The following is a 24,522-nucleotide window of genomic DNA, read 5'->3' on the forward strand; positions in this document are numbered from 1 at the left end:
CCCCGGCCCGCGCCGGCGGCGCCGTCGGCAGTGCCGCGACAGGCTCCGCCACGCGCGCCCCCGCAGGCGCCGGGCCTTCGTCATCCCCTTACGGGCGATGTGGCCGGGCCCGGGGAGCCCGACCTCGTCCGACGAGCCGCGCGGCCGCGTGAGCAGCGGCTGCGGATGACCGGCGCGCGGCATCCGGCCGGCCTCCCCGGCCCGCGCCGGCGGCGCCATCGGCAGCGCCGCGAAAAGCTCCGCCACCCGCCCGACACAGCCGACCGGCTTTCGTCGCCCTCCAGCGCGAGGCCCGGTGGGCGGCGTGGCTCAGTTCTCCGCGACCCGCTCCAGCAACGCCACCGGCAGGGGTGCGAACAGGTCCGCCACGCGTGCGTGCCCCTCGAACGCCCGGCCCGGGTCCAGTGCGTCGGCCCACCGGCCCGGTGGCAGCGGCAGCCGGGTGTCGCCCCAGCCGCCCGCCTCGGCCAGCCGCAGCGGGAGCCGGGTGACGGCGGTGATCACCTGGCCGGAGCGCGTGAAGGCCAGGCAGTGGTCCGCGGCCGTGCCCTCCGCGGGCAGCGGCGCGTACCCCGCCCCGGCGCCGAAGACGTCCGGCCGCCGCGCGCGCAGCCGCAGTGCCGCCGCCGTCAGCGTGCCCTTCTCCCCGTCCGCCACGGCGGCCTCGGGCGGGAACTCCACCGGCCGCCGGTTGTCCGGGTCGACCAGCGCCCGGTACTCGTCCTCCGTGCCCTGGTAGAGGTCCGGCACACCCGGCATCGTCAGATGGACCAGGGCCGTCCCCAGGACGTTGGCCCGGATGTGGGCCTGAAGGGAGTCCCGGAAGGCCGCCACGAGCTCACCGGGCGCCCCGCACGGCCCGGCCGCCACGAACGCGGCCACCGCTTCCTCGTACGGCGGCTCCTGCTCCGTCCAGCTGGTGTAGAGCCCGGCCTCCCGGGCGTGCTTCAGCAGGGCCTGCTGGACACGCCCGGTGTCCGCCGGGCCGAGCCCGAACACCGTCTGCCAGGCCGCCCAGGCCAGTTGCCCGTCCGGTACGGCCGCGCCCCCCTCCGGGGTGAGCTCCGCGAGCAGGCCCGCCCAGCGCCGCGGGCACTCGGTGAGCACGGCCAGCGCCGCGCGCACATCGGCGCTGCGCTTGGTGTCGTGCGTCGACACCACGGTCCCGGTGGCCGGCCAGTCGCGCTGCACACGCGCGCAGAAGGCGTGGAAGTCCTCCGGGGACACGCCCGGGCTGTCCGGCTGGCCGCCCACCTCGGTCGCCGACAGCAGCGGCACGTACCGGTAGAACGCGGTGTCCTCCACGGACTTCGCGCGCAGCGCCGACGCGGTCTGCGCGAACCGCGCGCGGAACTCCGTGAGCACCGGATCCACCCCGGCCGGCCCGAGCAGCAGCCCGCGCACCAGGTCGACCACCTCGCCCTCCTCGGGCACGACGAAGGCGCGCCGGGCCTCCTCGGCGGCCTCCTCGGTGACGACGTCGGCCGCGTCCCCGGAGGCGTACGGCCGGTACACCCGCAGCCGCACCAGCAGTTCCTCCAGCGCGGTGCGCAGCGCCCAGGGCGCGCGGTCGCGCAGCGCGGGGTCCGCCGAGCCCGAACACAGCCGGCTCGCCACCCGGGTCAGCCGGTCCGTCTCGGCGGCCAGCTCGTGCGTGAGCACCTTGTACGCCGCCCGCCGGGCCGTGGCCGCCCAGTTGCCGCCCCGGTCCGTCTGCGGGGCCGCGAACCGCCGGTACAGCTCGGCCAGCTCCCGGGCCCCGGCCGGATCCGTGAACAGGCCGTCGACGTGCCTGAGGGCGTCGTAGCCGGTGGTGCCCGCCACGGGCCAGGAGGCCGGCAGGTGCTCACCGTCGGAGAGGATCTTCTCGACGACCGTCCAGCGCCCGCCGGTCGCCTCGTGCAGCCGCCGCAGATAGCCGTCGGGGTCGGCGAGGCCGTCCGGGTGGTCGATCCGCAGCCCGTCGACCACGCCCTCACGCAGCAGCTGGAGGATCTTGCCGTGGGTGGCGTCGAACACCTCCGGGTCCTCCACCCGCACCCCGATCAGCTCCGAGATGCTGAAGAAGCGCCGGTAGTTGAGCTCGGTCCGGGCCAGCCGCCACCACACCGGCCGGTACCACTGCGCGTCCAGCAGCCGGGGCAGCGGCAGGTCCTCGGTGCCCTCGCGGAGCGGGAAGGCGTGGTCGTGGTAGCGCAGGACGTCCCCGTCGACCACCAGGTGGCCCAGTTCCTCACCGACCGGACGCCCGAGCACCGGCAGCAGCACCTGTCCGCCCTGCGCGTCCCAGTCGATGTCGAACCAGCGCGCGTACGGCGACTTCGGTCCCTCCCGGAGCACCTCCCACAGGGCGCGGTTGTGCCGCGGGACCATGGCCATGTGGTTCGGCACGATGTCCACGACGAGGCCGAGGCCGTGCCCGCGCGCGGTCGACGCCAGCGCCCGCAGCCCCTCCTCGCCGCCCAGTTCCTCGCGCACGCGCGCGTGGTCCACGACGTCGTACCCGTGCGCGGAGCCCGGGACGGCCTCCAGGACGGGGGACAGGTGCAGATGCGAGACGCCGAGCGACGCCAGGTACGGAACGGCCGCCGCCGCGGCCGCGAACGGGAAATCGGGCTGCAGCTGAAGCCGGTAGGTGGCCGTCGGCACCGCCGGGTCGGGTCGATCGGATGTCATGGAGACCTACGTACCCACCCCGCCGCCTTTAGTGTCACCGCTCCTGCCCCTGCCCCACCCCCGGCCCCGCCCCTGAAGAGGCCGGGGGCTCGTGGACACCGCCCTAGGCGGGCCGTTGCAGCACCGTCATGCTGCGGTCCGGGAGGGTGAGCCGGTCGCCGGCCTGGATCTTGGCGTCCGTGCCCGGGGGCGCCCCGTCCGTGCGGGCCGTGTCGACCACCACCTGCCACTGCCGCCCGTGGTTGACCGGCACCACGAACTCCAGCGGCTCGGGCGAGGCGTTGAACATCAGCAGGAAGGAGTCGTCGGAGATGCGCTCCCCGCGCGCGCCGGGCTCGGAGATCGCGTTGCCGTTGAGGAACACGGTCAGCGCCGAGGCCTGCGCCGAGTCCCAGTCCCGCTGGGTCATCTCCCGGCCGTCCGGGGTGAACCAGGCGATGTCGGACAGGTCGTCGTGGGTGCCCTCCACCGGACGCCCGTGGAAGAAGCGCCGCCGCCGGAAGACCGGGTGCTCCTTGCGCAGCCACACCAGCGCGCGCGTGAACTCCCGCAGCCCGTCGGCGCTCGACCCGGCCTCGGGCCACTCCACCCAGGACAGTTCGTTGTCCTGGCAGTAGGCGTTGTTGTTGCCGCGCTGGGTGCGCGCGAACTCGTCGCCGTGGCTGATCATGGGCACGCCCTGGGACAGCAGCAGCGTCGCGATGAAGTTCCGCATCTGCCGCCCGCGCAGCGCCAGCACGCCGGGGTCGTCGGTCTCGCCCTCCGCCCCGCAGTTCCAGGACCGGTTGTGGCCCTCGCCGTCCCGGTTGTCCTCGCCGTTGGCACGGTTGTGCTTGTGGTTGTAGGAGACCAGGTCGTGCAGGGTGAACCCGTCGTGGCAGGTCACGAAGTTGATCGAGGCCAGCGGGCGCCGCCCGTCGTCCTGGTAGAGGTCCGAGGAGCCGGTCAGCCGGGAGGCGAACTCCGCGAGCGCCCGCGGTTCGCCCCGCCACAGGTCGCGGACCGTGTCGCGGTACTTGCCGTTCCACTCCGTCCACAGCGGCGGGAAGTTCCCCACCTGGTAGCCGCCCTCGCCCACGTCCCACGGCTCGGCGATCAGCTTCACCTGGGAGACCACGGGGTCCTGCTGCACCAGGTCGAAGAACGACGACAGCCGGTCCACCTCGTGGAACTGCCGCGCCAGCGTCGCCGCGAGGTCGAAGCGGAACCCGTCCACGTGCATCTCGGAGACCCAGTACCGCAGCGAGTCCATGATGAGCTGGAGCACGTGCGGGGACCGCATGAGCAGGGAGTTCCCGGTGCCCGTGGTGTCCATGTAGTAGCGGGGGTCGTCCGTCAGGCGGTAGTACGAGGGGTTGTCGATGCCCCGGAAGGACAGCGTCGGGCCGAGGTGGTTGCCCTCCGCGGTGTGGTTGTAGACCACGTCCAGGATGACCTCGATCCCGGCCTCGTGCAGCGCCCGGACCGCCGACTTGAACTCCAGGACCTGCTGGCCGCGGTCGCCCCAGGAGGCGTACGCGTTGTGCGGGGCGAAGAAGCCGATGGTGTTGTAGCCCCAGTAGTTGTTGAGGCCCATGTCGACCAGACGGTGGTCGTTGACGAACTGGTGTACGGGCATCAGCTCCAGGGCCGTCACCCCGAGCTCCGTCAGGTGCTCGATGACCGCCGGGTGCGCGAGCGCCGCGTACGTGCCGCGCAGCTCCTCCGGCAGGCCGGGGTGGCGCATGGTCAGGCCCTTCACATGGGCCTCGTAGATCACCGTGTGGTGGTACTCGGTGCGCGGCCGCCGGTCGTCGCCCCAGTCGAAGTACGGGTTGACCACCACCGACGTCATGGTGTGCGGCGCCGAGTCCAGGTCGTTGCGGCTGTCGGGCGAGCCGAAGTGGTAGCCGTACACCTCCTCGCCCCACCGGACCGAACCGCTCACCGCCTTCGCGTAGGGGTCCAGCAGCAGCTTCGCCGAATTGCAGCGCAGCCCGCGCGCGGGGTCGTACGGTCCGTGCACCCGGAACCCGTACCGCTGCCCAGGCATCACACCCGGCAGGTACGCGTGCCGCACGAACGCGTCGCTCTCCCGCAGTTCCACCGCCGTCTCCGAGCCGTCGTCGTGCAGCAGACACAGCTCTACTCGGTTCGCGGTTTCGGTGAAGACCGCGAAGTTGGTCCCGGCGCCGTCGTACGTGGCGCCGAGCGGATACGCCTCTCCAGGCCAGACCTGCATGGATACGACTCTCCCAGGTGTGCCGCGCGGCCGGGACTGCCTTGGCCCCCGAGTCTCCCGGAAAGTCATGGAACCACCTATGACTTACGTCCCTCTTACCGGGCGACCAGTGCATACAGCGACGTGAGTGAGCCCGTATGCCGAAACAGTGGGGCAAAGACGTACTCCCGTGGACCAGGGGGAGTAGGGGGAAGATGTGCGCGAGATAGTGCGCCGCCATCTGGGCAAGGTGGTGGCCGGCACGGCCATCGCGGTGGCCGGGACCGCCGTGATGGTCGGGATCACCCTGCCGGGCACGGCGGGGGCGGACGAGTCGGGAGGGACGAACGGCAGCGGCACCCGGTCCGCCCAGCAGTCGGGTCAGGGCCAGGCGAACGGCGCCGCCCAGCCGGGTGTCGTCCAGCAGGCCCCGGCCGAGGGCAAGAAGGGCACCGGCGGTGACCCGCTGACCGACGACGAGATCCAGCAGGCCGGGAAGATCGCCGCTGGTGGGCAGCTCGGCGCGGCCAAGAACGTCGACGGGGGCCGCGGGCCGCAGCGCCTGACCGTGGATCTCGCCGATCCGGAGAACGCCGACGAGCTCGACGACCCGAACGCACCGCGCCGGGCCGATGTGACGTTCTACGACTACAAGAGCGATGCTCTGATCACCAAGACGGTCAACCTGGAGACCGGCAAGGTCGAGCAGACCGGCACCCAGCACGGCGTCCAGCCGCCGCTGAGCCGGGCCGAGAACGTCGAGGCGGCCAAGATCCTCATCGCCGACCCGCTGGGCGCGGGCCTCAAGGCGGACTACAAGGACGCGACCGGTCACGAGCTCACCTCTCCCGACCAGCTGCTGTTCAACGGCGCGGTCTACCGGGCCACGCCGGGCGCCCAGCCCGCCGTGCTCGACAAGTGCGGCGAACACCGCTGCGTGCGGCTGTTCCCCAAGGTCAAGAACGGCCCGTGGATCGACGCCAGGTCGCTGATCATCGACCTGAGCGCCCGCAAGGTCGCCAAGCTCGGCCGCGGCTGATCCGCCCTCCGGACACGCAGTCCGTTCACCTTTCCAACTTGCTCCTTCCTGCAAGGGAGTCACCTCTTCATGCACGTCAAGAGAATCAGCCGTGCCCGTAAGCGGGCGGCCGTCGGCGTGACCGTGGCCGCGCTGGCCGCCGGCGCGACGGCCGGTGCGGGACCGGCCGTCGCCCAGCCGAAGGCCGCCCCGGCGGCGGCCGCCAGTTGCAGCGCCGCCTACAAGATCGAGCAGAAGCTCTCCAGCGGCACCACCTGGAGCATGTGCTGGCGCTACGACAGCAAGGCGGGCCTCGTCCTGGAGAACGTCTCCTACCAGCCCAAGGGCGAGGCCCAGCCGATCAAGGTCCTCAACAGCGCCCGGCTCGCCCAGATCGACGTCCCCTACGACGACGGCAGCGTCGAGTACGACGACCTGACCGGCTTCGGCTTCGCCCAGGGCCTGGTGAACCTGGCGCCGGGCGAGTGCCCCGGCGGCACCATCAAGTCCGTCAAGGTCCCCGACGCCTGGGACCCGCAGCACCCGAACGTCAACGGCCTGTGCACCACCACCCGTTCCCGTGGCCACGCCTACCGCATGCAGGGCGACACCGCGAACAAGGTCTTCCAGGCCCAGGGCAAGGACCTGCTCGTCTACACGGTCAACCAGGTCGGCTGGTACGAGTACATGACCGAGTGGCGCTTCCAGGACGACGGCACCGTCAACATGAACGTCGGCGCCACCGGCAGCCTCTCCTACAACGACTACGACGCCGGCGACGGCCGCGGCTGGCCCATCGGCAAGGGCGCCAAGGCCTACGCCACCAGCCACAGCCACAACGTCTTCTGGCGGCTGGACTTCGGCCTCGACGGCTCCTCCAAGGGCAAGGTCGAGCAGTACGACTCGGCGGTCACCGCGCCCGCGCACGGCCAGGAGGCCCCGACCAACAAGACCACCCGCACCAAGGTCACCAAGGAACTCGCGGGCGACTACAAGACCTACCGCTGGTGGCGGATGGTCAGCGCGACCGGCAAGAACAAGGACGGCCACGCGCGCTCCTACGAGATCGTGCCCGGCCCGACCACGAAGTACCCGGGCCGCAGCTTCACCAAGCACGACGTGTACTTCACCGAGTACAACAAGTGCGAGCAGTTCGCCAGCAACAACCCGGGCAACTGCCCCGCCGGCGCGGGCAAGTCGGTCGACAAATGGGTCAACGGCCAGACGCTGACGCACCCCATCGTCTGGATGAACGTGGGCTTCCACCACATCGCCCGGGACGAGGACCAGCAGCCCATGCCGGTCCACTGGCAGGGATTCTCCATCGCCCCGCGTGACGTCACGGCTATGAATCCGCTCACCCCGGACGAGCTCGCGTGGCAGAACGGGCACTGGCGCCCGCGCAGTTGAGAAACGACCTGTCCATCCGGCTGCACCGTCGACCGCTTGCGGAGTACCCTTCCTTGATCGTTGAGACGGGGAGAGCTCGGGGGAGCGGAAGGCGGTGCACGGGTGGGCTCGGGAGGGCTGGAGCTGCCCCCTGGTGACGAGGGTCACGAGGGGAACTCCACGGACGTCCCGCCCGGCGCGGTGTCCCTGGCGCGGCCGATGGACGCGACGGGGTCCATCGGGCCGGAACTGGACTGGGACGCCGACGCCTGGCTCGAGGTGCGCACCCGCGCCCAGCGGGCCGGGCGGGCCTACATCTGGCTGAACCTCGTCGAACAGCGGCTGCGCGCGGTGGTGGCCGCCGTGCTGCGGCCCATCTACGAACCCGTCCACGGCGACGACTGGGTGGTCGCCGCGGCCGGCCCCGCCGGACAGGAATGGGTGCAGCGCGCGGTCGCCGTGCGCGAGGTCAGCCGCCGCAAGGGCTATCTGCTCGACCCGGCCGACGACAACGTCCTCAGCTTCCTCACCCTGCCCCAGCTCCGCGAGCTGATGGTGCAGCACTGGCCGTGCTTCGAGCCGTACTTCGACGAGCGGCGGGACGTCGAACTCGCCCTGGACGAGCTCGAGGTCACCCGTAACGTGGTCTCCCGCAACCGGGCCCTGTCCGAGGCCGTCCTGAACCAGGCCGAGCGGGCCTCCGCCCGGCTGCTGGAGATGCTCGGCGCGGGGGGCGACGTGCCGTCCGCGCGGCGGCTGCCCGTCGACGCGGTCGAGAGCCTGGTGGGCGACCGGTACGCGGACGTGGTCGCCGTGCACTCCGACCGGGTGCGGCTGATGCGCCAGTTCCCGGCCGAGGACCTCTTCGGTGGCGCCCGTCGGCTCGACGCCACCGGCATCGGCCTCAACCTGCTCGTGCAGAACTTCTCCGGACGGCGGCTGGTGCGACTGGCCGAGTCCGGCTGCCGGGTCCGGCTGCTCTTCCTCAACCCCGCCTCCAGCGCCGTGAAGCGGCGCGAGCGGGAACTTGGGATGAAACGGGGCGAACTGAGCCGCTCCGTCGAGATGAACATCCTGCACATGCGCCGGGTGCGGTCCCGGCTGCGGGACCCGGACGCCTTCGCCATCCAGGTCTACGACGAGACGCCGCGCTTCACGGCCTACCTCGTCGACGGGGACGGCGCCGACGGCATCGCCGTGGTGCAGTCCTATCTGCGCGGGGCGCGGGGGATGGAGTCGCCGGTGCTGGTGCTGCGCAACGGCGGCCGGGTGGTCAAGTCGGGCGACGTGGGTGAAGGCGGACTCTTCACGACATACCGCGAGGAATTCGAGCTGGCCTGGGCGGATTCGCGGCCGGTGTCCTGAACCGTCCCGGGCCGCAAGCGGAACACTGACCTCGGATTGTCAGTGGCGCGTGCGAGGGTGGAGCCACTGAGAGATCACCGGGGGAACGCACCACCAAGAAGGGGGGCCGCCCATGGGCTGGCACCGGGAGCTGCTGATCGGCTTCGACCTGGAGACGACCGGGACGGATCCGCGCGAGGCGCGCATCGTCACGGGGGCCGTGATCGAGGTCAGGGCCGGGCAGCCCATAGGGCGCCGGGAGTGGCTGGCCGACCCGGGCGTGGAGATCCCGGCCGACGCGGTGGCGGTGCACGGCATCAGCAACGAACGCGCGGCGGCCGAGGGAGCGCCGGCCGACCGGGTCGCGGACGCCATCGCGGACGTCCTCGCCGGGTACTGGCGGACGGGGGTGCCGGTCGTCGCCTACAACGCGGCCTTCGACCTCACCCTGCTCTCCGCCGAACTGCGGCGCCACGGCCTGCCGTCGCTCTCCGACCGCCTCGGCGGCCTCGACCCCGCCCCGGTCGTCGACCCGTACACCATCGACCGAGAGGTCGACCGCTACCGCCGCGGCAAACGCAACCTCGAAGCGGTCTGCGCCGAGTACGGCGTCGTGCTCGACTCCGCCCACGACGCCACCGCCGACGCCCTCGCCGCGGCCCGCCTGGCCACCGCGATAGCCGACCGCCACCCGAAGATCGCGGCCCTCGGACCGGCCCTGCTGCACCGGCGCCAGATCGAGTGGTACGCGGCCTGGGCGGCGGACTTCCAGAACTTCCTGCGCGGCAAGGGCGACGCGGAGGCGGTGGTGGACGGCAGGTGGCCGATGCGGGAGTTGGCCGACGACCGGGTGTGAGGCGGTCACGCGCCCGGCGGACCGCCCTCCTGGGCGGGGGCCGGGGCCGGGACCGCGATGCGGGCCACCCGAGGACGGGCGAGCCTGGCGTAGTCGGTGCCGGAGATGACCAGGGAGCGGTCCAGGCGGGCGGCGTTGAAGTACAGCCGGGGCCGGGCCACGACATCCGGGTCGGCGAGGACTTCGAGGTCGGGGTCGAAGCTGAAGGGCAGGACCGTGCCGGGAACCGAGCGGGCCAGCCGCTCGGCGGTCTCCGCGTCGCTGAAGCCGGCGTAACGGGCCCCGAACAACTCGCGCACGGCGTCCAGGTCGACCCGCCGGTCACCCGGGACGACCGCCAGGACGTGACGTGTGGTGCGGCGGTCGACCTTGACCCGCAGGACGATGCACTTCGCGGCCTCGGACGCGTCGTGCCCGCGCAGGGCGCAGACGGCCTCGGTGGCGCCCTCGGGTTCGTGGTCGATGAGGCGGTAGTCGACGCGGGAGGCGTCGAGGAGGGAGATCAGGTGCTGGTAGGTGTCGTGGTCAGGCATGTGGTGCCCGGTTCCCTTTCCGTGTCGTGCGCCGGGTGTGGTGTCGTGGCGGAGCGGCCCGCGCGGTGGGCGCGTTCCACCGCCTGGCCCCAGTAGGTCCCGGCGACCATGAGGGCCGCGCCGAGGCCGGTGAGCGCGGTGAGGTGTTCGCCGCCGAGGGCGACGCCCACGGTCGCCGCCCAGACCGGCTCCGTGCCGAGCAGCAGGCTGGCCCGGCTGGCCGACGTGCGCTGGACCGCCCAGGTCTGCGCGAGGAAGGCGAACACACTGCAGAACAGGGCGAGGTACAGCAGTTGCGTCCAGGTGGCGGCACTCGCGCGGGCCAGGTCCGGCAGGCCGGTCAGGGACGGGGGGAGGAACAGCGCCGTGCCCACCAGCGTCTGGAGCACCGTCAGGTGCGGCGGGCGGATTCCGCGGCCCGTGGTGAGCCGGCCCACGAGGGCGACGTGGACCGCCCGGACGCCGGCGGCGGCGAGCATCAGCAGGTCGCCGCTGCGGGGAGCGTGGAAGCCGTTGCCGGACATCAGCAGGCCGACGGCGAGGACGCACACGCCGGCGGCGGCGAAGAAGGAGCGCGGCAGGCCGCCGGGGTGACCGGAGCGGTCGAGCAGCGGGGTGAGCACGATGGTCAGACTGATGATCAGGCCCGCGTTCGCGGCGGTGGTGTGGGTGACGCCGTACGTCTCCACGACCAGGACCGCGGCCTGGGTCACACCCAGCGGCACACCGGCCCGTACCTCCTCCCGGGTCCACCGGCGGGACCCGCGGCGGGCGGCCACGAGGCCGAGACAGGCCGCCGCGGAGAGCGCGTACCGCGCCAGCAGGACCGTCATGACGGGCAGGGCGGAGGTGGCCGTCTGGGCGGACAGATAGCTGGAACCCCAGACGAGCGCGACCAGGAGGAGTACCGCGTCGGTACGGCGGGCGTCGGACACCCGCCCACCGTGCACCACCGGTGACCCTGTAGCACAGAACCACTTCCTTAAACGATCTTTTAGCTTTCCTTCATCGTGCCCCTAGGCTGCGGGCATGGACGAACGGCAGTTGCGGATCCTGCGTGAGCTGGGCGAGCTGGGCAGCGTCACCGCGGTCGCCGAGGCGCTGCTGGTGACGCCGTCGGCGATCTCGCAGCAGCTGCGGCTGCTCCAGCGTTCGGTCCCCGTGCCGCTCACCGAGCGGCACGGGCGCCGACTGGTGCTGACCGATGCCGGGCAGGCCCTGGCGGGCGCGGCCGTCGAGGTGGAGACGGCCCTGGCGCGGGCCCGGCACGCCGTGGACGATTTCGTCGCCAGACCGGACGGCGAGGTGTCGGTGGCGGCGTTCCACAGCGCGGGCGCCGCGTTCTTCCCACCGCTGCTGCGGGCCCTGGCCGGACCCGGCGGCCCCGTGCTCTCACTGGCCGACGAGGACGTTCCGCAGCAGGACTTCCCCCCGCTCACCCGCGAGTACGACCTCGTGCTCGCCCACCGTCTCGACCACGCCCCGCCGTGGCCGGGCACGGTGCACGTGACCGCGCTGCTGCACGAGCCGCTCGACGTGGCGATGCCCGCCGGACATCCGCTCGCCGCCAAGCGCCGGGTGACACCGCGCGACGTGGCCGGCGAGCCGTGGATCACCGTGCACGACGGTTTCCCGGTCCTGGCGGTCATCGAGGCCATCTCCGCCGCGGCCGGGCGCCGACTCCATCTGGCCCACCGCGTCAACGAGTTCGCGGTGGTCGCCGAGGCCGTCGCGGCCGGCGGCGGGATCGCCCTGATGCCCCGCTGGACGATGCGCCCGCATCCCGCGCTGGCCCTCAGACCGCTCAGCGGGGTACAGGCCAGACGGCACATCGACGCGCTGTACCGCCCGGAACGCACGGCCCGGTCGGCCGTGCGCACGGTGCTGGCCGAACTGCGCCGTGCGGCGCGCGGCATCCAGAACCGGGACACCGGCGAACAGACGACGGCCTAGAACGGGTACCAGCGCACCGTCTCGTCCCCGTCCCGCAGTGACGCCACCCGGCGGCGGAACTCCGCCAGCGCCTTGGGGTCGGCCGGGGCGTGCTGGGCCACCCACGCGCAGCTGGCCGTCTCGCGGGCGCCGCGCAGCACCGGGCAGCCATCCCACTCCCGCACGTCCCACCCGTAGGTGTCGGTGAAGGAGTCGTAGGCCTCGGCGGCGAGGCCGTAGCGGTCGCGGGAGAGGGCCATGACCACCAGGTCGTGCTCGCGCAGGTCGGCCGAGACGGTCTCCAGGTCCACCAGCACGGGCCCGTCGGGGCCGATGTGGACATTGCGGGGCAGCGCGTCGCCGTGGATGGGCCCGGGCGGCAGCTGGGGCGTCAGCGCGGCCGCGGCCGCCGCGAACCCGTCCCGCCGCTCACGCAGGTACGCCGCGTCCGCCGGGTCGATCGCGTCGCCCGCGAGCCGCAGCCAGCGTTCCACACCGCCCAGCAGCTCGCGGGGCGGAAGGGCGAAGGGCGGGGAGGGCAGCGCGTGCACGATCCGCAGCAGTTCGGCCAGATCCCGCGGCTCGGCGGGCCGTACCGGGTCGGGCAGGCGGTGCCACACGGTCACCGGGTGCCCCTCGGTCAGCAGGGCCTCGGGCTCGGCCGCCCGTACCGCCGGCACGTCCGCCTCGGCCAGCCAGGCGGCGACGGCCACCTCCCGCCGTGCCCGGTCCAGTAGTTCGGCGTCGCGCCCCACCTTGACGACCAGGTCACCGGCGGCGAACACCGCGTTCTCGCCCAGGGCGAGCAGCCGCGCGTCCCCGGCCGTCCCGGGCAGCACCCCCGTCGCGGCCAGTACGTCCCGCGCCCGTGCCTCGTCCATCGTCCGCCTCCGTGTCCTGTCCGGTCCCGGCCAGTCTCGCATTCCCACAGGTGGAGCCGTGTGCGCGGTCCCTTGACGGAACACCACGCCTTCACGAACATGAACACGCCAACCGGGTCGCGCAAAGGGGCTGGTTACGTGACATTGGTGGTAGAGGCCCGGCGGTCACCGCGTCGCGCCCCCGACCGCGGCGCCTGGTTCCTCGTCCTGCCCGCACTGATCCCCATCCTCGTCCTGAGCGTCGGGCCCCTGCTGTACGGCATCCTGCTGGCCTTCACGGACGCCCAGTCGGGCCGGACCGCGCCCACCCGGTGGACCGGCGCCCTCAACTTCCGGGATCTGCTGCACGACACGCTGTTCTGGGAGTCGTTCCGGATCGGACTGGTGTGGGCCGTCGGGGTGACCGTGCCGCAGTTCCTGCTGGCGCTGGGCCTCGCCCTGCTGCTGAACCAGCGGTTACGGCTGCGCCCGCTGGCCCGCGCCCTCGCCATCGTCCCGTGGGCCATGCCCGAGGTCGTGGTCGGCATCATGTGGCGCCTGGTCTACAACCCCGACGCCGGCGTCCTCAACGAGACCCTGCGCGACCTCGGCCTCGGCGACGGCCGGGACTGGCTCGGCGGCCTGGCCAGCGCCCTGCCCGCCGTGATCGTCGTCGGGGTGTGGGCCGGGATGCCGCAGACGACGGTCGCCCTGCTCGCCGGGCTCCAGAACACCCCGCGCGAACTGCACGAGGCGGCGGCGGTGGACGGCGCGGGCGCCTGGCGCCGGTTCCGCACGGTCACCTGGCCCGCCCTGAGACCGATCGCGCTCGCCATCACCGCGCTCAACCTCATCTGGAACTTCAACTCCTTCGCCCTGGTCTACGTGCTGACCAGCGGCGGCCCGGGCGGCAAGACCCGGCTGCCGATGCTGTTCGCCTACGAAGAGGCCTTCCGCTACGGCCAGTTCGGCTACGCGGCGGCCATGGGGTGCGTGATGGTCGCGGTGATCTCGGTGCTCCTCGCCGCCTTCCTGGTGGGCCGGCTGCGGGGAGGCGAGGACGCGTGAGGACCCGTACCGGCGTCGTCGTGGGCCAGTACGCCGCACTGCTGGCGTATCTGGTCTTCCTCGCCTTCCCCCTCCTGTGGCTGCTGTCCACCGCGTTCAAGTCCCCGCGCGAGCTGGGCAGCGCGCACCCGTCCTGGATCCCGAGTCAACCGACCCTCGCCAACTTCCGGCAGGCCTTCGACGAGCAGCCGCTGCTGCGCGCCGGACTCAACTCGCTGCTCGCGGCGCTCGCCGCGGCCGTGATCGCGGTCCTGCTCGCGACCCCCATGGCGTACGTCATGGCCCGCCGCCGCACCCTGCTGTCCCGGGCCGCGACCGGATGGGTGGTGGTCAGCCAGGCGTTCCCGTTCGTCCTGGTGATCATCCCGCTGTTCCTGGTGCTGAAGAACCTGCGTCTGATCGACTCCCTGCCGGGGCTGGTGATGGTGTACGTCGTGTGGGCGCTGCCGTTCGCGCTGTGGATGCTCGTCGGATACGTACGCGCGGTCCCCGTCGAACTGGAGGAGGCCGCGGCGGTCGACGGCGCGGGACGGCTCAGAACGCTGGTGTCGGTGACGGCGCCGCTGCTCGCGCCGGGGATCGTGGCGACCGGCCTGTTCGCGTTCGTCACCGCGTGGAACGAGTTCTTCTTCGCCCTGGTGCTGCTGAAGACCCCGGAGAGACAGACGCTGCCCGTCGTCCTCACGCACTTCATCGGCGCGGAGGGAGTCGCGGACCTCGGCCCGCTCGCGGCGGCCGCGTTCCTCGCCACCCTGCCCTCGCTGATCGTCTTCGCGCTCGTCCAACGGCGGATCACGGGCGGCCTGCTCGCCGGGGCGGTGAAGAGCTGATGCGCACCCGGACCGCCACCGTCCTCGTCGCCCTCCTCCTGCTGCTGGCCGGCTGCTCCTCGGGCGGCACGGACACCGGCGGCCGGATCACCCTGCGCTTCGAGTCCCTGGCCTGGCAGGAGGAGTCCGTCGCCGCCAACAAGGAACTGGTGAAGGAGTGGAACGCGGCCCACCCGGACGTCCACGTCGAGTACGTCCAGGGCAGCTGGGACAGCGTCCACGACCAGCTGCTCACCTCCTTCGAGGGCGGCGAGGCCCCCGACGTCATCCACGACGCCTCCGACGACCTCGCGGACTTCGCCTACGGCGGCTACCTCGCCGACCTGACCGGCCTGCTGTCCCCCCGCCTCAAGTCCGACATCCCGCGGCGCAGTTGGGAGACGACGACCTTCGGTGACGGGATCTACGGCGTGCCGTTCCTCCAGGAGCCCCGGGTACTGATCGCCAACGCGGCCTGGCTGAAGCGGTCCGGGGTGCGGATCCCGACCCCGGAACGGCCCTGGAGCTGGACCGAGTTCCGGCAGGTCACGCGGCGGCTCAGCGGCGACGGGAAGTACGGCGTGGCCTGGCCGCTGAAGGAGCCCGTCTCCGCCACCCTCAACCTGTCGCTGTCGACGGGCGGCCGGCTGTTCCACCGAGACGGTGCCGGTGACGACGGCAAGGTGACCGTCCGCTTCGAGGCCGCCGACCAGGTGGTGCCGCGCACCGTCCACGACCAGACCGGGACCGACCACAGCGCGCCCGTCTCGACCCTGGGCAGCGGCGGCTCGGACACGCTGCCCGGCTTCTTCGCCGGCAGGTACGCCATGGTCCCGCTCGGCTTCTCCTACCGGCAGCAGGTGGTCCAGCAGGCACCCAAGGGCTTCGACTGGCAGGTGCTGCCCGCCCCGGCGGGCGCCGCCGGACTCACCCAGGGCGTGAGCCCCCAGACGCTGTCCGTCGCCGCCGACAGCCCGCACCAGAAGGAGGCCGCCGCGTTCGTCGACTTCCTGCTGAGGCCCAGGAACATGGTCCGGCTCGCCCTCGGGGACTGGATGCTGCCCACCGGCACCCGGGCCCTCGCCGACCCCGCCCTGCACACCGCGAAGGACGGCTGGGCCACCGGTACCGCCCTGGCCGCCCACCTCAGCCCGGCCCCCGCCCAGTCGGTCCGCGGCTATCCCGAGTGGAAGGACAAGGTGGCCACCCCGGCCTTCCAGGAGTACTACAGCGGCGCCATCGGACTCGACGAGCTGCGCCACCGCCTGGAGAAGGACGGGAACCTGGTGCTGGCCCGGTACCAGCGCTGAGCGGGGAAATGGTGCGAACGAGATGTCTCGTCTCGCATGCTGTCACCGTCATGACCGACCCCGCCCACATCGCCATGTTCTCGATCGCCCTCCACGGCCACGTCAACCCCAGCCTGGAGGTGATCCGCGAGCTCGTCGCCCGCGGACACCGGGTCACTTGAGCCATCCCGCCGGGGTTCGCCGAGAAGATCGCCCAGACCGGTGCCCGGCCCGTGCCCTCCACCTCACGCTGCCCGGCCCGGACGCCGACCCGGAGGCCTGGGGCACCACCCTGCTGGACAACGTCGAGCCCTTCCTGAACGACGCGCGCGGGAGAGGGCCCGTTGGTTCCCCCGGGATACCAACGGGCCCTCTGTCAACGGGCGGAATCAGACGCTCAGCCGGTCGCCCTCGGGACGAGGCGGTGCGGCCACCGCCTCCGGCGACTCGTCGTGGGTGAGGTCGGGCAGCCGGTTCATCCACTTGGGCAGGTACCAGTTGCGCTCGCCCAGCAGCGCCATCACGGCCGGCAGCAGCACACCGCGGATGACCGTCGCGTCGATCAGCACGGCGGTGGCCAGGCCCACACCCATCTGCTTCATGTCCTGCATGGACAGCGTGCCGAAGATCGCGAACACGGCGACCATGATGACGGCGGCGCTGGTGACGACACCGGCCGTGGTGACCACGCCGTGCTGGATCGCGTCCCTCGTGCTGCGGCCGCGCATCCGGGCCTCGCGGATCCGGGAGACCACGAACACGTGGTAGTCCATGGACAGACCGAACAGGATCACGAAGAGGAACAGCGGCAGCCAGGTGACGACCGCGCCGACGCCCTCCGCACCCACCAGCGAGGCGCCCCAGCCGTGCTGGAAGACGGCGACGAGGATGCCGTACGCCGCGCCCACCGACAGCAGGTTCAGCAGGATCGAGGTGATCGCCACGGTCAGCGAGCGGAACGACAGCAGCATCAGCAGGAAGGCGAAGACCACCACGAACGCGAAGACCGGGGCGACGGAGCCCATCAGCTGGTCGTTGAAGTCGTGGTTGCCCGCGACGTTTCCGGTGACCGGCGCCTGGACGCCGTCGACCTTGCCGAGCGTGGCGGGCCGTACCTCGTCCCGCAGCTTCTCCAGGCTCTTGGTCGCCTTGTCCATGTCCGAGCCGCCGACCAGCGGTACGGACACCAGGGCGACGTTCTGCGCGTCGTGCAGCTTGATGTCGACCGGCCCGAGCGAGGCGCCCGAGGCGACCGCCTGCTCCTTGAAGTCGGCCAGTGCCCGCCGCACCTCGGGTGCGTTGATGTCCTTGGCCTTCACGACCACCTCGGCCGGCTCGGAACCGCCGGGGAAGGCGTCGTTGAGCCGGTTGTAGGTCTGCACGATGGGCAGCGAGTCACCGAACTCCTGGTCCAGGGTGAGCTGCGCGGTCTTCATGCCCAGCGCGGGCGCGGCCACGGCCAGCAGCGCGCCCACCGCCACGACCACGGAGACCAGCGGCCGGGCGAGCACACCGCGCAGCACGGCCGTCCAGAAGCGGCTCTCCGAACTCCCGCCGGTCCGGCGCCGGCGCAGGAACGGGATCCGTCCCTTCTCCACCCGCTCGCCCAGCAGCGACAGCAGTGCGGGCAGCACGGTCACGGAGCCGACCATGGCGACCGCCACGACGATCAGCGAGGCCAGGCCCATCGCCTCGAACGTGGCGAGTCCGGTGAACAGCATGCCCGCCATCGCCACGCACACCGTGACACCGGAGACGATGATCGCCCGGCCGCTGGTGGCGGCGGCGATCCGCAGGGCGGTGCCCGCATCCCGCCCGGCGTCCCGCTCCTCGCGCTCCCGGCGCAGGTAGAACAGGCAGTAGTCGACGCCGACCGCCATGCCGACCAGCAGCATCACGGAGTTGGCGGTGTCGCTCATCGGCTGGAGATGGCTGACGATGCCCATCAGACCCATCGTCGCCATGATCGCGGTGATCGCCAGCGCCACCGGCAGCAGCGCCGCCACCAGCGCCCCGAACGCGATCAGCAGGATGCCGAGGGCGACCGGCACGGCGGAGTACTCGGCCTGCTGGAAGTCGTCGCCGAAGGCGTCCTTGTACTGCTTCTGCATGCTGGCGCCGCCGATCTCCTCGATCCGCAGCGACCCGTGCTTCTTCTGCACCCCGTCGACGGCCTTCAGTACCGGCTCGACCCGGTCGGCGGCCGTGTCCGCGTCGCCGCGCATGTCGAACTGCACCAGCGCGCTGCGGCCGTCCTTCGAGATCGTCCGGGTGTCGTAGGGGGAGCTGACACCGGTGACCTTGCCGGTGGCGCCGACGGCCTTCACCACGTCCGCGACGGTGGCCTTGAACTCGGGGTCCGTGGCCTTCAGGGAACCGTCCTTCGACTGGATCAGGACGGTCTCCCCGGCCGGCTCCTTGATCCCCGCGTCGTCGATGATCCGGGCGGCGGTGTGCGTCTCTCCCTTGAGCTGGTCGCTGTCGTCGACGTCGACCCGGCCCGCCGCCGAACCGAGCCCCATCGCCAGGACGACGAACAGCACCCATATGCCGACGGCCGCCCAGCGATGCCGGGCGCTCCAGCCGCCGGCGCGGGCGGCCAGGCCCCGCACCCGCGTGTCTCCGTTACCCATGACGGGCCATCCCCCTTGTTCTGCTCCGTACGTGGACTCGCTACGAAGGTATGGGCCGGATAAGGCCTTATCGTCGTGCTGCCCGGTGAAGTAGGACGACGTCCTCTCGTCGCCGGGGAGGACAACGGGCCCTTACATCTATCCGCGCGTCTCGGGGGCCGTGATCAGGGTGTGACCCCCCAGGCACGACGGCCGCTCTAGGGTGTCGGGATGACGACGTATGCGGCGCTGCTGCGGGGCATCAACGTGGGCGGCAGCAAGAAACTGCCAATGGCCGACCTGCGGGAGCTGATGACGGGCCTCGGCCACGAAGGCGTGCGCACCCACCTCCAGAGCGGCCAGGCCGTCTTCACCTCCGGCCACGGCGACGAGGAGTCCCTGGCCGACGAGCTGACCCGGGCGATCGAGCGGCAGTTCGGCTTCTCCGTGGACGTGATCGTGCGCACCCACGCCTACCTGAAGGCCGTGGCGGAGGCCTGCCCGTTCCCCGCCGCCGACCTGGAGGCCAAGCAGCTGCACATCACGTACTTCTCCGCGGCCGTCACGGCGGAACGCTTCGCGGAGATCGACCGGGCCGCCCACCTCCCCGAGGAGTTCCGCCTCGGCGACCGGTCGCTGTACCTGTACGCCCCGGACGGCCTCGGCCGCTCCAAGCTCGCCGAGGCCCTGTCCCGGCCGCGGCTCACCAAGGGCCTGATCGCCACGAGCCGGAACTGGAACACCGTGGTCAAGCTGGTGGATATGACGGCTCCGCGAGCGTGACCCGCCGCACAGGGTCCTTCGCATAGGGTCTCCTTCGCACTCAGGGGAGGGAAGATCCGATGCAGGGAAGCGGGAGACTCCGCGCGGTCGCGGTGATCACGGGGATAGTGCTGGTGGGCGCGTCGGCCACCGGTTGCGGTGGCGGCCGGGACCGGGGGAGCGGAAAAGCGGACGGGGCCGCCACCGCCGTCTCCTACAAGAACTCCGGGGAACTCCCCGAGCGGCTCGCCGCCGACGGCACCACGATCGTCGTCGGCGCCCCGCACGCGGCCACGACCGTCCACCTCTACGAGGACCCGCGCTGCCCCGTCTGCCGGGACTTCGAGGAGGACGGCGGGGGCAAGGCCCTGCGTGGGATCACCGTCTCCGGCGAGGTCAGGACCGAGTACACGCTTGCGTCCTTCCTCGACGGCCGGCTCGGCGGCAAGGGCTCCCGCAAGGCGGCCAACGCGCTGCGCGCCGCGCTGGACAAGGGCAAGTTCCTCGAGTACCACGACGCCCTCTACGCCCACCAGCCGCCGGAGGAGACCGACGGCTACACCGACGCGTTCCTGCTGCGCGTCGCCTCCCGGGTGCACGGCCTGCGCGGCCCGGACTTCGACGCCGCCGTCCGGGGCATGAAGTACGCGGACTTCGTCACCGCCTCCCAGCGGGCCTACACCCACGACCACGCGCCGGGCACACCGACGTTCGCCGTGAACGGCGTCATCGTCGAGGGGCCGCTGCGCAGCAGGATCTTCAGGGGCGACTCCCTGCAACTGGCCATAGGCGAGGCCGCCGCCCAGGCGCCCGCCGCGGACAGCTGAATGGGCCACTGAAACAGCGGGCGATTGGGCCGGGACCCTGCGCCATTCGGCGGCTAGCGTCGTCGGTGTGACGCCTTCCGAGACCGACCGCACCGGCGCGCCCGTCCGCGTCGACTTCGCCTTCGACCCCGCGTGCCCCTTCGCCTGGATCACCTCCCGCTGGCTGCTGGAGGTCGAGCGCCTGCGCCCGCTCGACCTCCGCTTCCACGCGATGAGCCTGTACCTGCACAATCTCGGCAACGAACTCCCGGACTGGTACCGGGATCTCGTCGACCGGTCGATCGGCCCGGTCCGGGTCGCGGTGGCCGCCGCCGGCCGGCACGGCGAGAAGGTGCTGCGGGACCTCTACACCGCCTTCGGCACCCGCATCCACGAGCGCGGTACCGAGTACGCCCAGGATTTCGACGCGGTCGTCACCGAGTCCCTCGCCGACCTGGGACTCCCCGCGGATCTGGCCGACGCCGCCCACGACCCGGCGTACGACGAGGCGGTGCGCCGCAGCCACGACGCCTGGGCCGAGCCGGACTCGGGAGGCTACGTGGGCACGCCCACCCTGCACGTCGACGGCACGGTGTGGTTCGGTCCGGTACTGCGCGCCGTTCCGCGCTCGGAAGCGGCGGCCGAACTCTTCGACAGCTTCCGGGTGCTGGCGAGGCACCCCGGCTTCTTCGAGCTCAAGCGCACCCGCACCGGCTCCCTGTCCTTCGACTGAGCTCTTTCGGCTGGGTCCGCCTCATTGACGACGACTCATCAATGCTCCTACCTTTCCCGGGTCGGCACACGCTTCCCGCATGGGAGAGGTATATGCCCGCACATCCCAGACGCACCCTGTATGCCCTGCTTTACGCAGCTATGCTACTCGGGGCGCCCTCGCTCACGGCCATCGCACAAGCGGCAGTGACCTCCGATGTATATGTGTCGCCCGTCGGTGACGACCACGCCAACGGCACCGCCCGGCACCCCGTCCGCACCCTGAAGCGCGCCCGCGACCTGGTCCGCGCCAGGGTCGCGGACCTCCACGGCGACCTGACGGTCCACCTCGCGCCCGGAACGTACCGCCAGACCGAACCGCTGGTGCTCGACGCCCGTGACTCGGGCACGGGCGGCCACCGGGTCGTCTGGCAGGGCGGCGACGGCACGGTCGTCAGCGGCGGGCGCCGGGTCACCGGCTGGCGCCCGGTCGCCGGCCGCGCCGGCCTGTGGTCCGCACCCGCCCCCCAAGGGCTCACCGACACCCGGCAGTTGTACGTCGACGGGGTGCGCGCCCAGCGGGCCCGCGGGGCCGTGCCGGTGACCCTCACCCAGACGGCGACCGGCTACGACGCGTCCTCCGACGCCATCGCCCACTGGAAGCACCCCTCCGACGCCGAGTTCGTCTACACCAGCGGCGAGGCCCTGTGGAACATCGAACGCGACGGCCTGGGCCAGTGGACCGAACCGCGCTGCCGGATCGCCTCCGCCGAGGGCACCACCATCACCATGGCGCAGCCCTGCTGGGACAACTCCAACAAGCGGGTCGAGTTCCCCGACATCCCCGGCCGCACGGTCAGCATGGTCGGCCCGGGCCACCTCACCAACGGCGGCAAGGCGTCCTACGTCGAGAACGCCTACGAACTCCTCGACCAGCCCGGAGAGTGGTACCTCGACAGGACCGCGCGGAGGGTCTACTACCTGCCCCGCAAGGGCGAGGACCTCGCCCGCGCCGACATCGAGGCCGCCGCGGCCGAGAAACTGGTCGACGGGCGGGGCACGGCGGACGCGCCCGTGCACGACATCACCTTCCGCGGCATCCAGTTCAGCTACGCGACCTGGCTGACGCCCTCGCGACCGGAGGGCTTCTCCGAGATCCAGGCCGGCTACACCATCACCGGCGACAAGGGCTGGGCCACGCAAGGCCTGTGCCAGTACGTCGAGGGCGGCACCTGCCCCTTCGCGTCGTGGACGAAGATGCCCGGCAACGTGTCCTTCGCCTACGGGCAGCGCATCGAGTTCGCCGACGACGTCTTCGCCCACCTCGGCGCTTCCGGGCTGGACCTGGGGGCGGGCAGCCAGGACTCGTCCGTCAGCGGCAGCGTCTTCACCGACATCTCCGGCAACGGCCTGGAGATCGGCTCGGTGGACGGCCGGACCCCGGCCTCCGGCGTGCAGGTGACGGACAACCACCTCTACGGCCTGCCCCGCGAGTACCACGGCGGCGTCGCGATCCTGAACGGCTACACCCAGCACGACACCATCGCCCACAACCAGATCGACCACGTCGGCTACTCCGCGATCTCGATGGGCTGGGGCGGCTGGCCCGACAAGATCGGCGATCCCGCGACCCCGAACCCGAGCCACGACAACGCCGTACGCGACAACCTCATCCACGACTACATGCAGATGCTCGACGACGGCGGCGGCATCTACACCCAGGGCCTGACCGGCACCTCCCTGGCCGACGGCGAGAAGGTCACCGGCAACGTCGTCCACGACCAGTGGGGCCTGGGCAAGAGCGTCTACACCGACAACGGCTGCACCTACGAGACCGTCGACGGCAACGTCCTCTACAACGCCTCCTACGCCAACGTCGCCTCCCGCCACACCGACTACCGCGACGACCTCGGCAACAACGACCCGACCCTGATCAAGGACAACTGGTGGGAGGAGGGCACGGCCGACGGCGACAACAAAGGGCTGGTGACGACCGGCAACAAGATCATGGCGGCACCGTCCGACGTACCGTCAGAGGTGCTGGCCGACGCCGGACTTGAGCCCGCCTACAAGAATCTGCTCGACCGCCGTGTCGGCGCCCGCTCCGTCCCCGAGCCGCCGTCCCGGGTCGGCACGAGCACAGCCGGCGCGGACGCCCTGTACACCACCTTCAACCCGACGTTCGCGGACGGCGGTTCACCGGTGACGTCGTACACGGCGCGCGCCTACGACCCGGCCGGCCGCCAGGTGGGTGAACAGACCGTCTCCGCCGCCGACTTCAGGCGCACCGCGCTCGTCCGCATCGGCGGACTGCCCTCGTCCGGCGGGCCGTTCACGGTGACGGTCACGGCGAGCAACGCGTACGGCGCCAGCGCCCCGTCCCTGGCCTCGGCGCCGCTGACCCCGACGGCCCCGGGCGTCCTGCCCGACGCCCCGACCGCACCCAAGCTGCGCACCGCGTCCACCGCGGCCACCCTCGCCTGGACCCCGCCCACCGCGACGGGCGACGCGAAGATCACCGGCTACCGGGTGACCGTCTCCGACGGCCGCGACCCGGTCGACGTCACCGGCCGGGACGTCCTGGTCACCCAGCCCTCCGCCAAGGGCATGTTCCGGGTGCTCGGCGGACTGCGGCCCGGCACCTCCTACACGGTGACCGTGGCGGCGGTGACGGCGGCGGGCACCGGTCCCGCGGCAACCGTGAAGGCGACCACGAAACCCTGACGGCAGGCGGAATCCCCACCCCTGTGACACTTCCACCGCACGAGACGCAGTACCAAGTGCCGGGCACGGCAGGAAGGTTGGCCACAGCCGGACACCGTGCCCCGGCCCTGCGTCCGCGGACCGGCGTCACAGGGGAACGCCGGACCGCGGACACCGCCCGCCGCACCGGCTCACCCCCCAGGGCCTAGGCGCCCACAGCCGCCAGCGCCGGGTGGCGTGCCGCGTCGTAGCGCTCCAGCAGCAGCCGGGCCACCTCCGGCGCGGGACCGAGGACATCGGCCAGGACGTCCGCCTGTGCCGCACCCCGCGCGATGCGGTCCGGGAGGAAGCCGGGGGCCAGGACGTACGGGGCGACCGCGACCTTCGCGCAGCCCAGCGCCCGCAGCTCCCGTACGGCGTCCTCCGTGCGCGGCAGGGATGCGGAGGCGAACGCAGGTCGCACGGCGCACCAACCGGTGTGCCGCCACTCCCGCGCGATTTCTGCGATCACTGCGATCGCCTCCGGGTCGGTGGACCCCGCCGAGGCCAGCACGACCCCGGTCGAGGACTTGTCGGCGGGCGTCAGCCCCGCCTCGTACAGCCGGCGCTCCAGCGCCGACAGCAGCAGCGGGGACGGGCCCAGCACCTCCGCCTGCCGGATCCGCAGCCGCGGCGGCGCCTCCCGCAGGACCGCCGGGATGTCCGCCTTCGCGTGGAACGCGCGGGTGAGCAGCAGCGGGAGGGCCACCACGTCACGGACGCCCTCCGCCGCAAGCGACTCCAGCACCCCTTGCACGGACGGGACGTTGAAGTCGAGGAAGCCGGTCTCCACGCGCAGCCCCGGCCGCCGCGACCGTACGCGACGCACCAGGGCGTGCACCGTCGCGGCGTGCCGCGGGTCGCGGCTGCCGTGGGCGATCACGAGGAGGACCGGCTTCGCATGGCGCATGGGAC

The 24,522-nt window shown here is 72.1% G+C and carries 20 protein-coding genes and 1 pseudogene; 13 read left to right on the forward strand and 8 right to left on the reverse strand.

Going from position 1 to position 24,522, the window contains the following annotated elements:
- From ACFY01_RS11890 to glgX, 3 genes are all read right to left on the reverse strand, one after another.
- The coding region (locus tag ACFY01_RS11890; protein ID WP_390735553.1) for a hypothetical protein at window positions 1-246 on the reverse strand (246 nt) is incomplete at its 3' end.
- A gap of 63 nt (window positions 247-309) precedes the next feature.
- Window positions 310-2,676, reverse strand: coding sequence for a malto-oligosyltrehalose synthase (gene treY, locus ACFY01_RS11895; protein ID WP_390735554.1), 2,367 nt, complete (start codon window positions 2,674-2,676; stop codon window positions 310-312).
- A 103-nt stretch (window positions 2,677-2,779) separates the two neighbouring features.
- Window positions 2,780-4,897 (reverse strand): glycogen debranching protein GlgX, encoded by a 2,118-nt coding sequence (gene glgX, locus ACFY01_RS11900; RefSeq protein WP_390735555.1) that lies wholly within the window; start codon window positions 4,895-4,897, stop codon window positions 2,780-2,782.
- A 196-nt stretch (window positions 4,898-5,093) separates the two neighbouring features.
- Here glgX and ACFY01_RS11905 point away from each other — a divergent pair, with 196 nt between their 5' ends.
- The 4 genes from ACFY01_RS11905 to ACFY01_RS11920 all read left to right on the forward strand — a co-directional run bounded on the left by ACFY01_RS11905 (window position 5,094) and on the right by ACFY01_RS11920 (window position 9,483).
- Window positions 5,094-5,915: a Tat pathway signal sequence domain protein gene (locus ACFY01_RS11905; RefSeq protein WP_390735556.1), complete on the forward strand. Its 822-nt coding sequence runs from the start codon at window positions 5,094-5,096 to the stop codon at window positions 5,913-5,915.
- Window positions 5,916-5,984: 69 nt separating this feature from the next.
- Window positions 5,985-7,304, forward strand: coding sequence for a copper amine oxidase (locus ACFY01_RS11910; protein ID WP_390735557.1), 1,320 nt, complete (start codon window positions 5,985-5,987; stop codon window positions 7,302-7,304).
- 102 nt (window positions 7,305-7,406) lie between these two features.
- On the forward strand, window positions 7,407-8,648 hold the full coding sequence (locus tag ACFY01_RS11915) for an SAV2148 family HEPN domain-containing protein (RefSeq protein ID WP_390735558.1): 1,242 nt from the start codon (window positions 7,407-7,409) through the stop codon (window positions 8,646-8,648).
- Between the two features lie 112 nt (window positions 8,649-8,760).
- Entirely contained in the window at window positions 8,761-9,483 is a 723-nt protein-coding gene (locus ACFY01_RS11920) for a 3'-5' exonuclease (protein WP_390735559.1), read from the forward strand.
- A gap of 5 nt (window positions 9,484-9,488) precedes the next feature.
- Here the strand turns inward: ACFY01_RS11920 and ACFY01_RS11925 are convergent, their stop codons facing one another.
- Window positions 9,489-10,016, reverse strand: coding sequence for a YbaK/EbsC family protein (locus tag ACFY01_RS11925; protein WP_390735560.1), 528 nt, complete (start codon window positions 10,014-10,016; stop codon window positions 9,489-9,491).
- Window positions 9,986-10,951 (reverse strand): DMT family transporter, encoded by a 966-nt coding sequence (locus ACFY01_RS11930; RefSeq protein WP_390735561.1) that lies wholly within the window; start codon window positions 10,949-10,951, stop codon window positions 9,986-9,988. Before ACFY01_RS11930 ends, ACFY01_RS11925 begins: the two co-directional genes overlap by 31 nt.
- 94 nt (window positions 10,952-11,045) lie before the next feature.
- On the opposite strand from ACFY01_RS11930, the gene ACFY01_RS11935 reads away from it, so the two are divergent.
- Window positions 11,046-11,969 (forward strand): LysR family transcriptional regulator, encoded by a 924-nt coding sequence (locus ACFY01_RS11935; protein ID WP_390735562.1) that lies wholly within the window; start codon window positions 11,046-11,048, stop codon window positions 11,967-11,969.
- Here ACFY01_RS11935 and ACFY01_RS11940 read toward each other — a convergent pair.
- Window positions 11,966-12,829 carry a phosphotransferase enzyme family protein gene (locus tag ACFY01_RS11940; RefSeq protein WP_390735563.1) on the reverse strand — a complete coding sequence of 288 codons (864 nt, stop codon included), beginning with the start codon at window positions 12,827-12,829 and terminating at the stop codon, window positions 11,966-11,968. The genes ACFY01_RS11935 and ACFY01_RS11940 overlap by 4 nt on opposite strands.
- A 99-nt stretch (window positions 12,830-12,928) precedes the next feature.
- Between ACFY01_RS11940 and ACFY01_RS11945 the strand changes: the two genes are divergently transcribed.
- The 4 genes and pseudogenes from ACFY01_RS11945 to ACFY01_RS11960 form a co-directional block, all read left to right on the forward strand.
- Window positions 12,929-13,876, forward strand: coding sequence for a carbohydrate ABC transporter permease (locus ACFY01_RS11945; RefSeq protein WP_390735564.1), 948 nt, complete (start codon window positions 12,929-12,931; stop codon window positions 13,874-13,876).
- Entirely contained in the window at window positions 13,873-14,706 is an 834-nt protein-coding gene (locus tag ACFY01_RS11950) for a carbohydrate ABC transporter permease (protein WP_390735565.1), read from the forward strand. The genes ACFY01_RS11945 and ACFY01_RS11950 overlap by 4 nt, the downstream gene beginning before the upstream one ends.
- Complete coding sequence (locus ACFY01_RS11955; protein ID WP_390735566.1) at window positions 14,706-15,995, forward strand: ABC transporter substrate-binding protein; 1,290 nt, start codon at window positions 14,706-14,708, stop codon at window positions 15,993-15,995. The genes ACFY01_RS11950 and ACFY01_RS11955 overlap by 1 nt, the downstream gene beginning before the upstream one ends.
- Before the next feature lie 8 nt (window positions 15,996-16,003).
- Window positions 16,004-16,302, forward strand: a pseudogene (locus ACFY01_RS11960) (hypothetical protein); the annotation flags it as partial.
- A 61-nt stretch (window positions 16,303-16,363) separates the two neighbouring features.
- On the opposite strand, the gene ACFY01_RS11965 reads toward ACFY01_RS11960, so the two are convergent.
- Entirely contained in the window at window positions 16,364-18,607 is a 2,244-nt protein-coding gene (locus tag ACFY01_RS11965; protein WP_390735567.1) for an MMPL family transporter, read from the reverse strand.
- Between the two features lie 210 nt (window positions 18,608-18,817).
- Here ACFY01_RS11965 and ACFY01_RS11970 point away from each other — a divergent pair, with 210 nt between their 5' ends.
- The 4 genes from ACFY01_RS11970 to ACFY01_RS11985 all read left to right on the forward strand — a co-directional run bounded on the left by ACFY01_RS11970 (window position 18,818) and on the right by ACFY01_RS11985 (window position 23,589).
- Window positions 18,818-19,369, forward strand: a complete 552-nt coding sequence (locus ACFY01_RS11970; protein WP_390735568.1) for a DUF1697 domain-containing protein — start codon at window positions 18,818-18,820, stop codon at window positions 19,367-19,369.
- Window positions 19,370-19,428: 59 nt separating this feature from the next.
- Window positions 19,429-20,175: a DsbA family protein gene (locus tag ACFY01_RS11975; protein WP_390735569.1), complete on the forward strand. Its 747-nt coding sequence runs from the start codon at window positions 19,429-19,431 to the stop codon at window positions 20,173-20,175.
- Between the two features lie 67 nt (window positions 20,176-20,242).
- Window positions 20,243-20,887 (forward strand): DsbA family protein, encoded by a 645-nt coding sequence (locus ACFY01_RS11980; protein WP_390735570.1) that lies wholly within the window; start codon window positions 20,243-20,245, stop codon window positions 20,885-20,887.
- A gap of 203 nt (window positions 20,888-21,090) precedes the next feature.
- Complete coding sequence (locus tag ACFY01_RS11985; protein WP_390735571.1) at window positions 21,091-23,589, forward strand: fibronectin type III domain-containing protein; 2,499 nt, start codon at window positions 21,091-21,093, stop codon at window positions 23,587-23,589.
- A 184-nt stretch (window positions 23,590-23,773) separates the two neighbouring features.
- On the opposite strand, the gene ACFY01_RS11990 is transcribed toward ACFY01_RS11985, so the two are convergent.
- Complete coding sequence (locus ACFY01_RS11990; RefSeq protein ID WP_390735572.1) at window positions 23,774-24,517, reverse strand: sirohydrochlorin chelatase; 744 nt, start codon at window positions 24,515-24,517, stop codon at window positions 23,774-23,776.
- Window positions 24,518-24,522: the final 5 nt, after the last annotated feature.

This window comes from Streptomyces sp. NPDC001480, from assembly GCF_042894725.1.
Lineage (GTDB): Bacteria > Actinomycetota > Actinomycetes > Streptomycetales > Streptomycetaceae > Streptomyces.

Coding starts and splice junctions, on each gene's coding strand:
- treY (WP_390735554.1), bottom strand. CDS start 2,676: ATGACATCCGATCGACCCGACCCGGCGGTGCCGACGGCCACCTACCGG.
- glgX (WP_390735555.1), bottom strand. CDS start 4,897: ATGCAGGTCTGGCCTGGAGAGGCGTATCCGCTCGGCGCCACGTACGAC.
- ACFY01_RS11910 (WP_390735557.1), top strand. CDS start 5,985: ATGCACGTCAAGAGAATCAGCCGTGCCCGTAAGCGGGCGGCCGTCGGC.
- ACFY01_RS11920 (WP_390735559.1), top strand. CDS start 8,761: ATGGGCTGGCACCGGGAGCTGCTGATCGGCTTCGACCTGGAGACGACC.
- ACFY01_RS11925 (WP_390735560.1), bottom strand. CDS start 10,016: ATGCCTGACCACGACACCTACCAGCACCTGATCTCCCTCCTCGACGCC.
- ACFY01_RS11935 (WP_390735562.1), top strand. CDS start 11,046: ATGGACGAACGGCAGTTGCGGATCCTGCGTGAGCTGGGCGAGCTGGGC.
- ACFY01_RS11940 (WP_390735563.1), bottom strand. CDS start 12,829: ATGGACGAGGCACGGGCGCGGGACGTACTGGCCGCGACGGGGGTGCTG.
- ACFY01_RS11945 (WP_390735564.1), top strand. CDS start 12,929: ATGAACACGCCAACCGGGTCGCGCAAAGGGGCTGGTTACGTGACATTG.
- ACFY01_RS11955 (WP_390735566.1), top strand. CDS start 14,706: ATGCGCACCCGGACCGCCACCGTCCTCGTCGCCCTCCTCCTGCTGCTG.
- ACFY01_RS11965 (WP_390735567.1), bottom strand. CDS start 18,607: ATGGGTAACGGAGACACGCGGGTGCGGGGCCTGGCCGCCCGCGCCGGC.
- ACFY01_RS11970 (WP_390735568.1), top strand. CDS start 18,818: ATGACGACGTATGCGGCGCTGCTGCGGGGCATCAACGTGGGCGGCAGC.
- ACFY01_RS11975 (WP_390735569.1), top strand. CDS start 19,429: ATGCAGGGAAGCGGGAGACTCCGCGCGGTCGCGGTGATCACGGGGATA.
- ACFY01_RS11990 (WP_390735572.1), bottom strand. CDS start 24,517: ATGCGCCATGCGAAGCCGGTCCTCCTCGTGATCGCCCACGGCAGCCGC.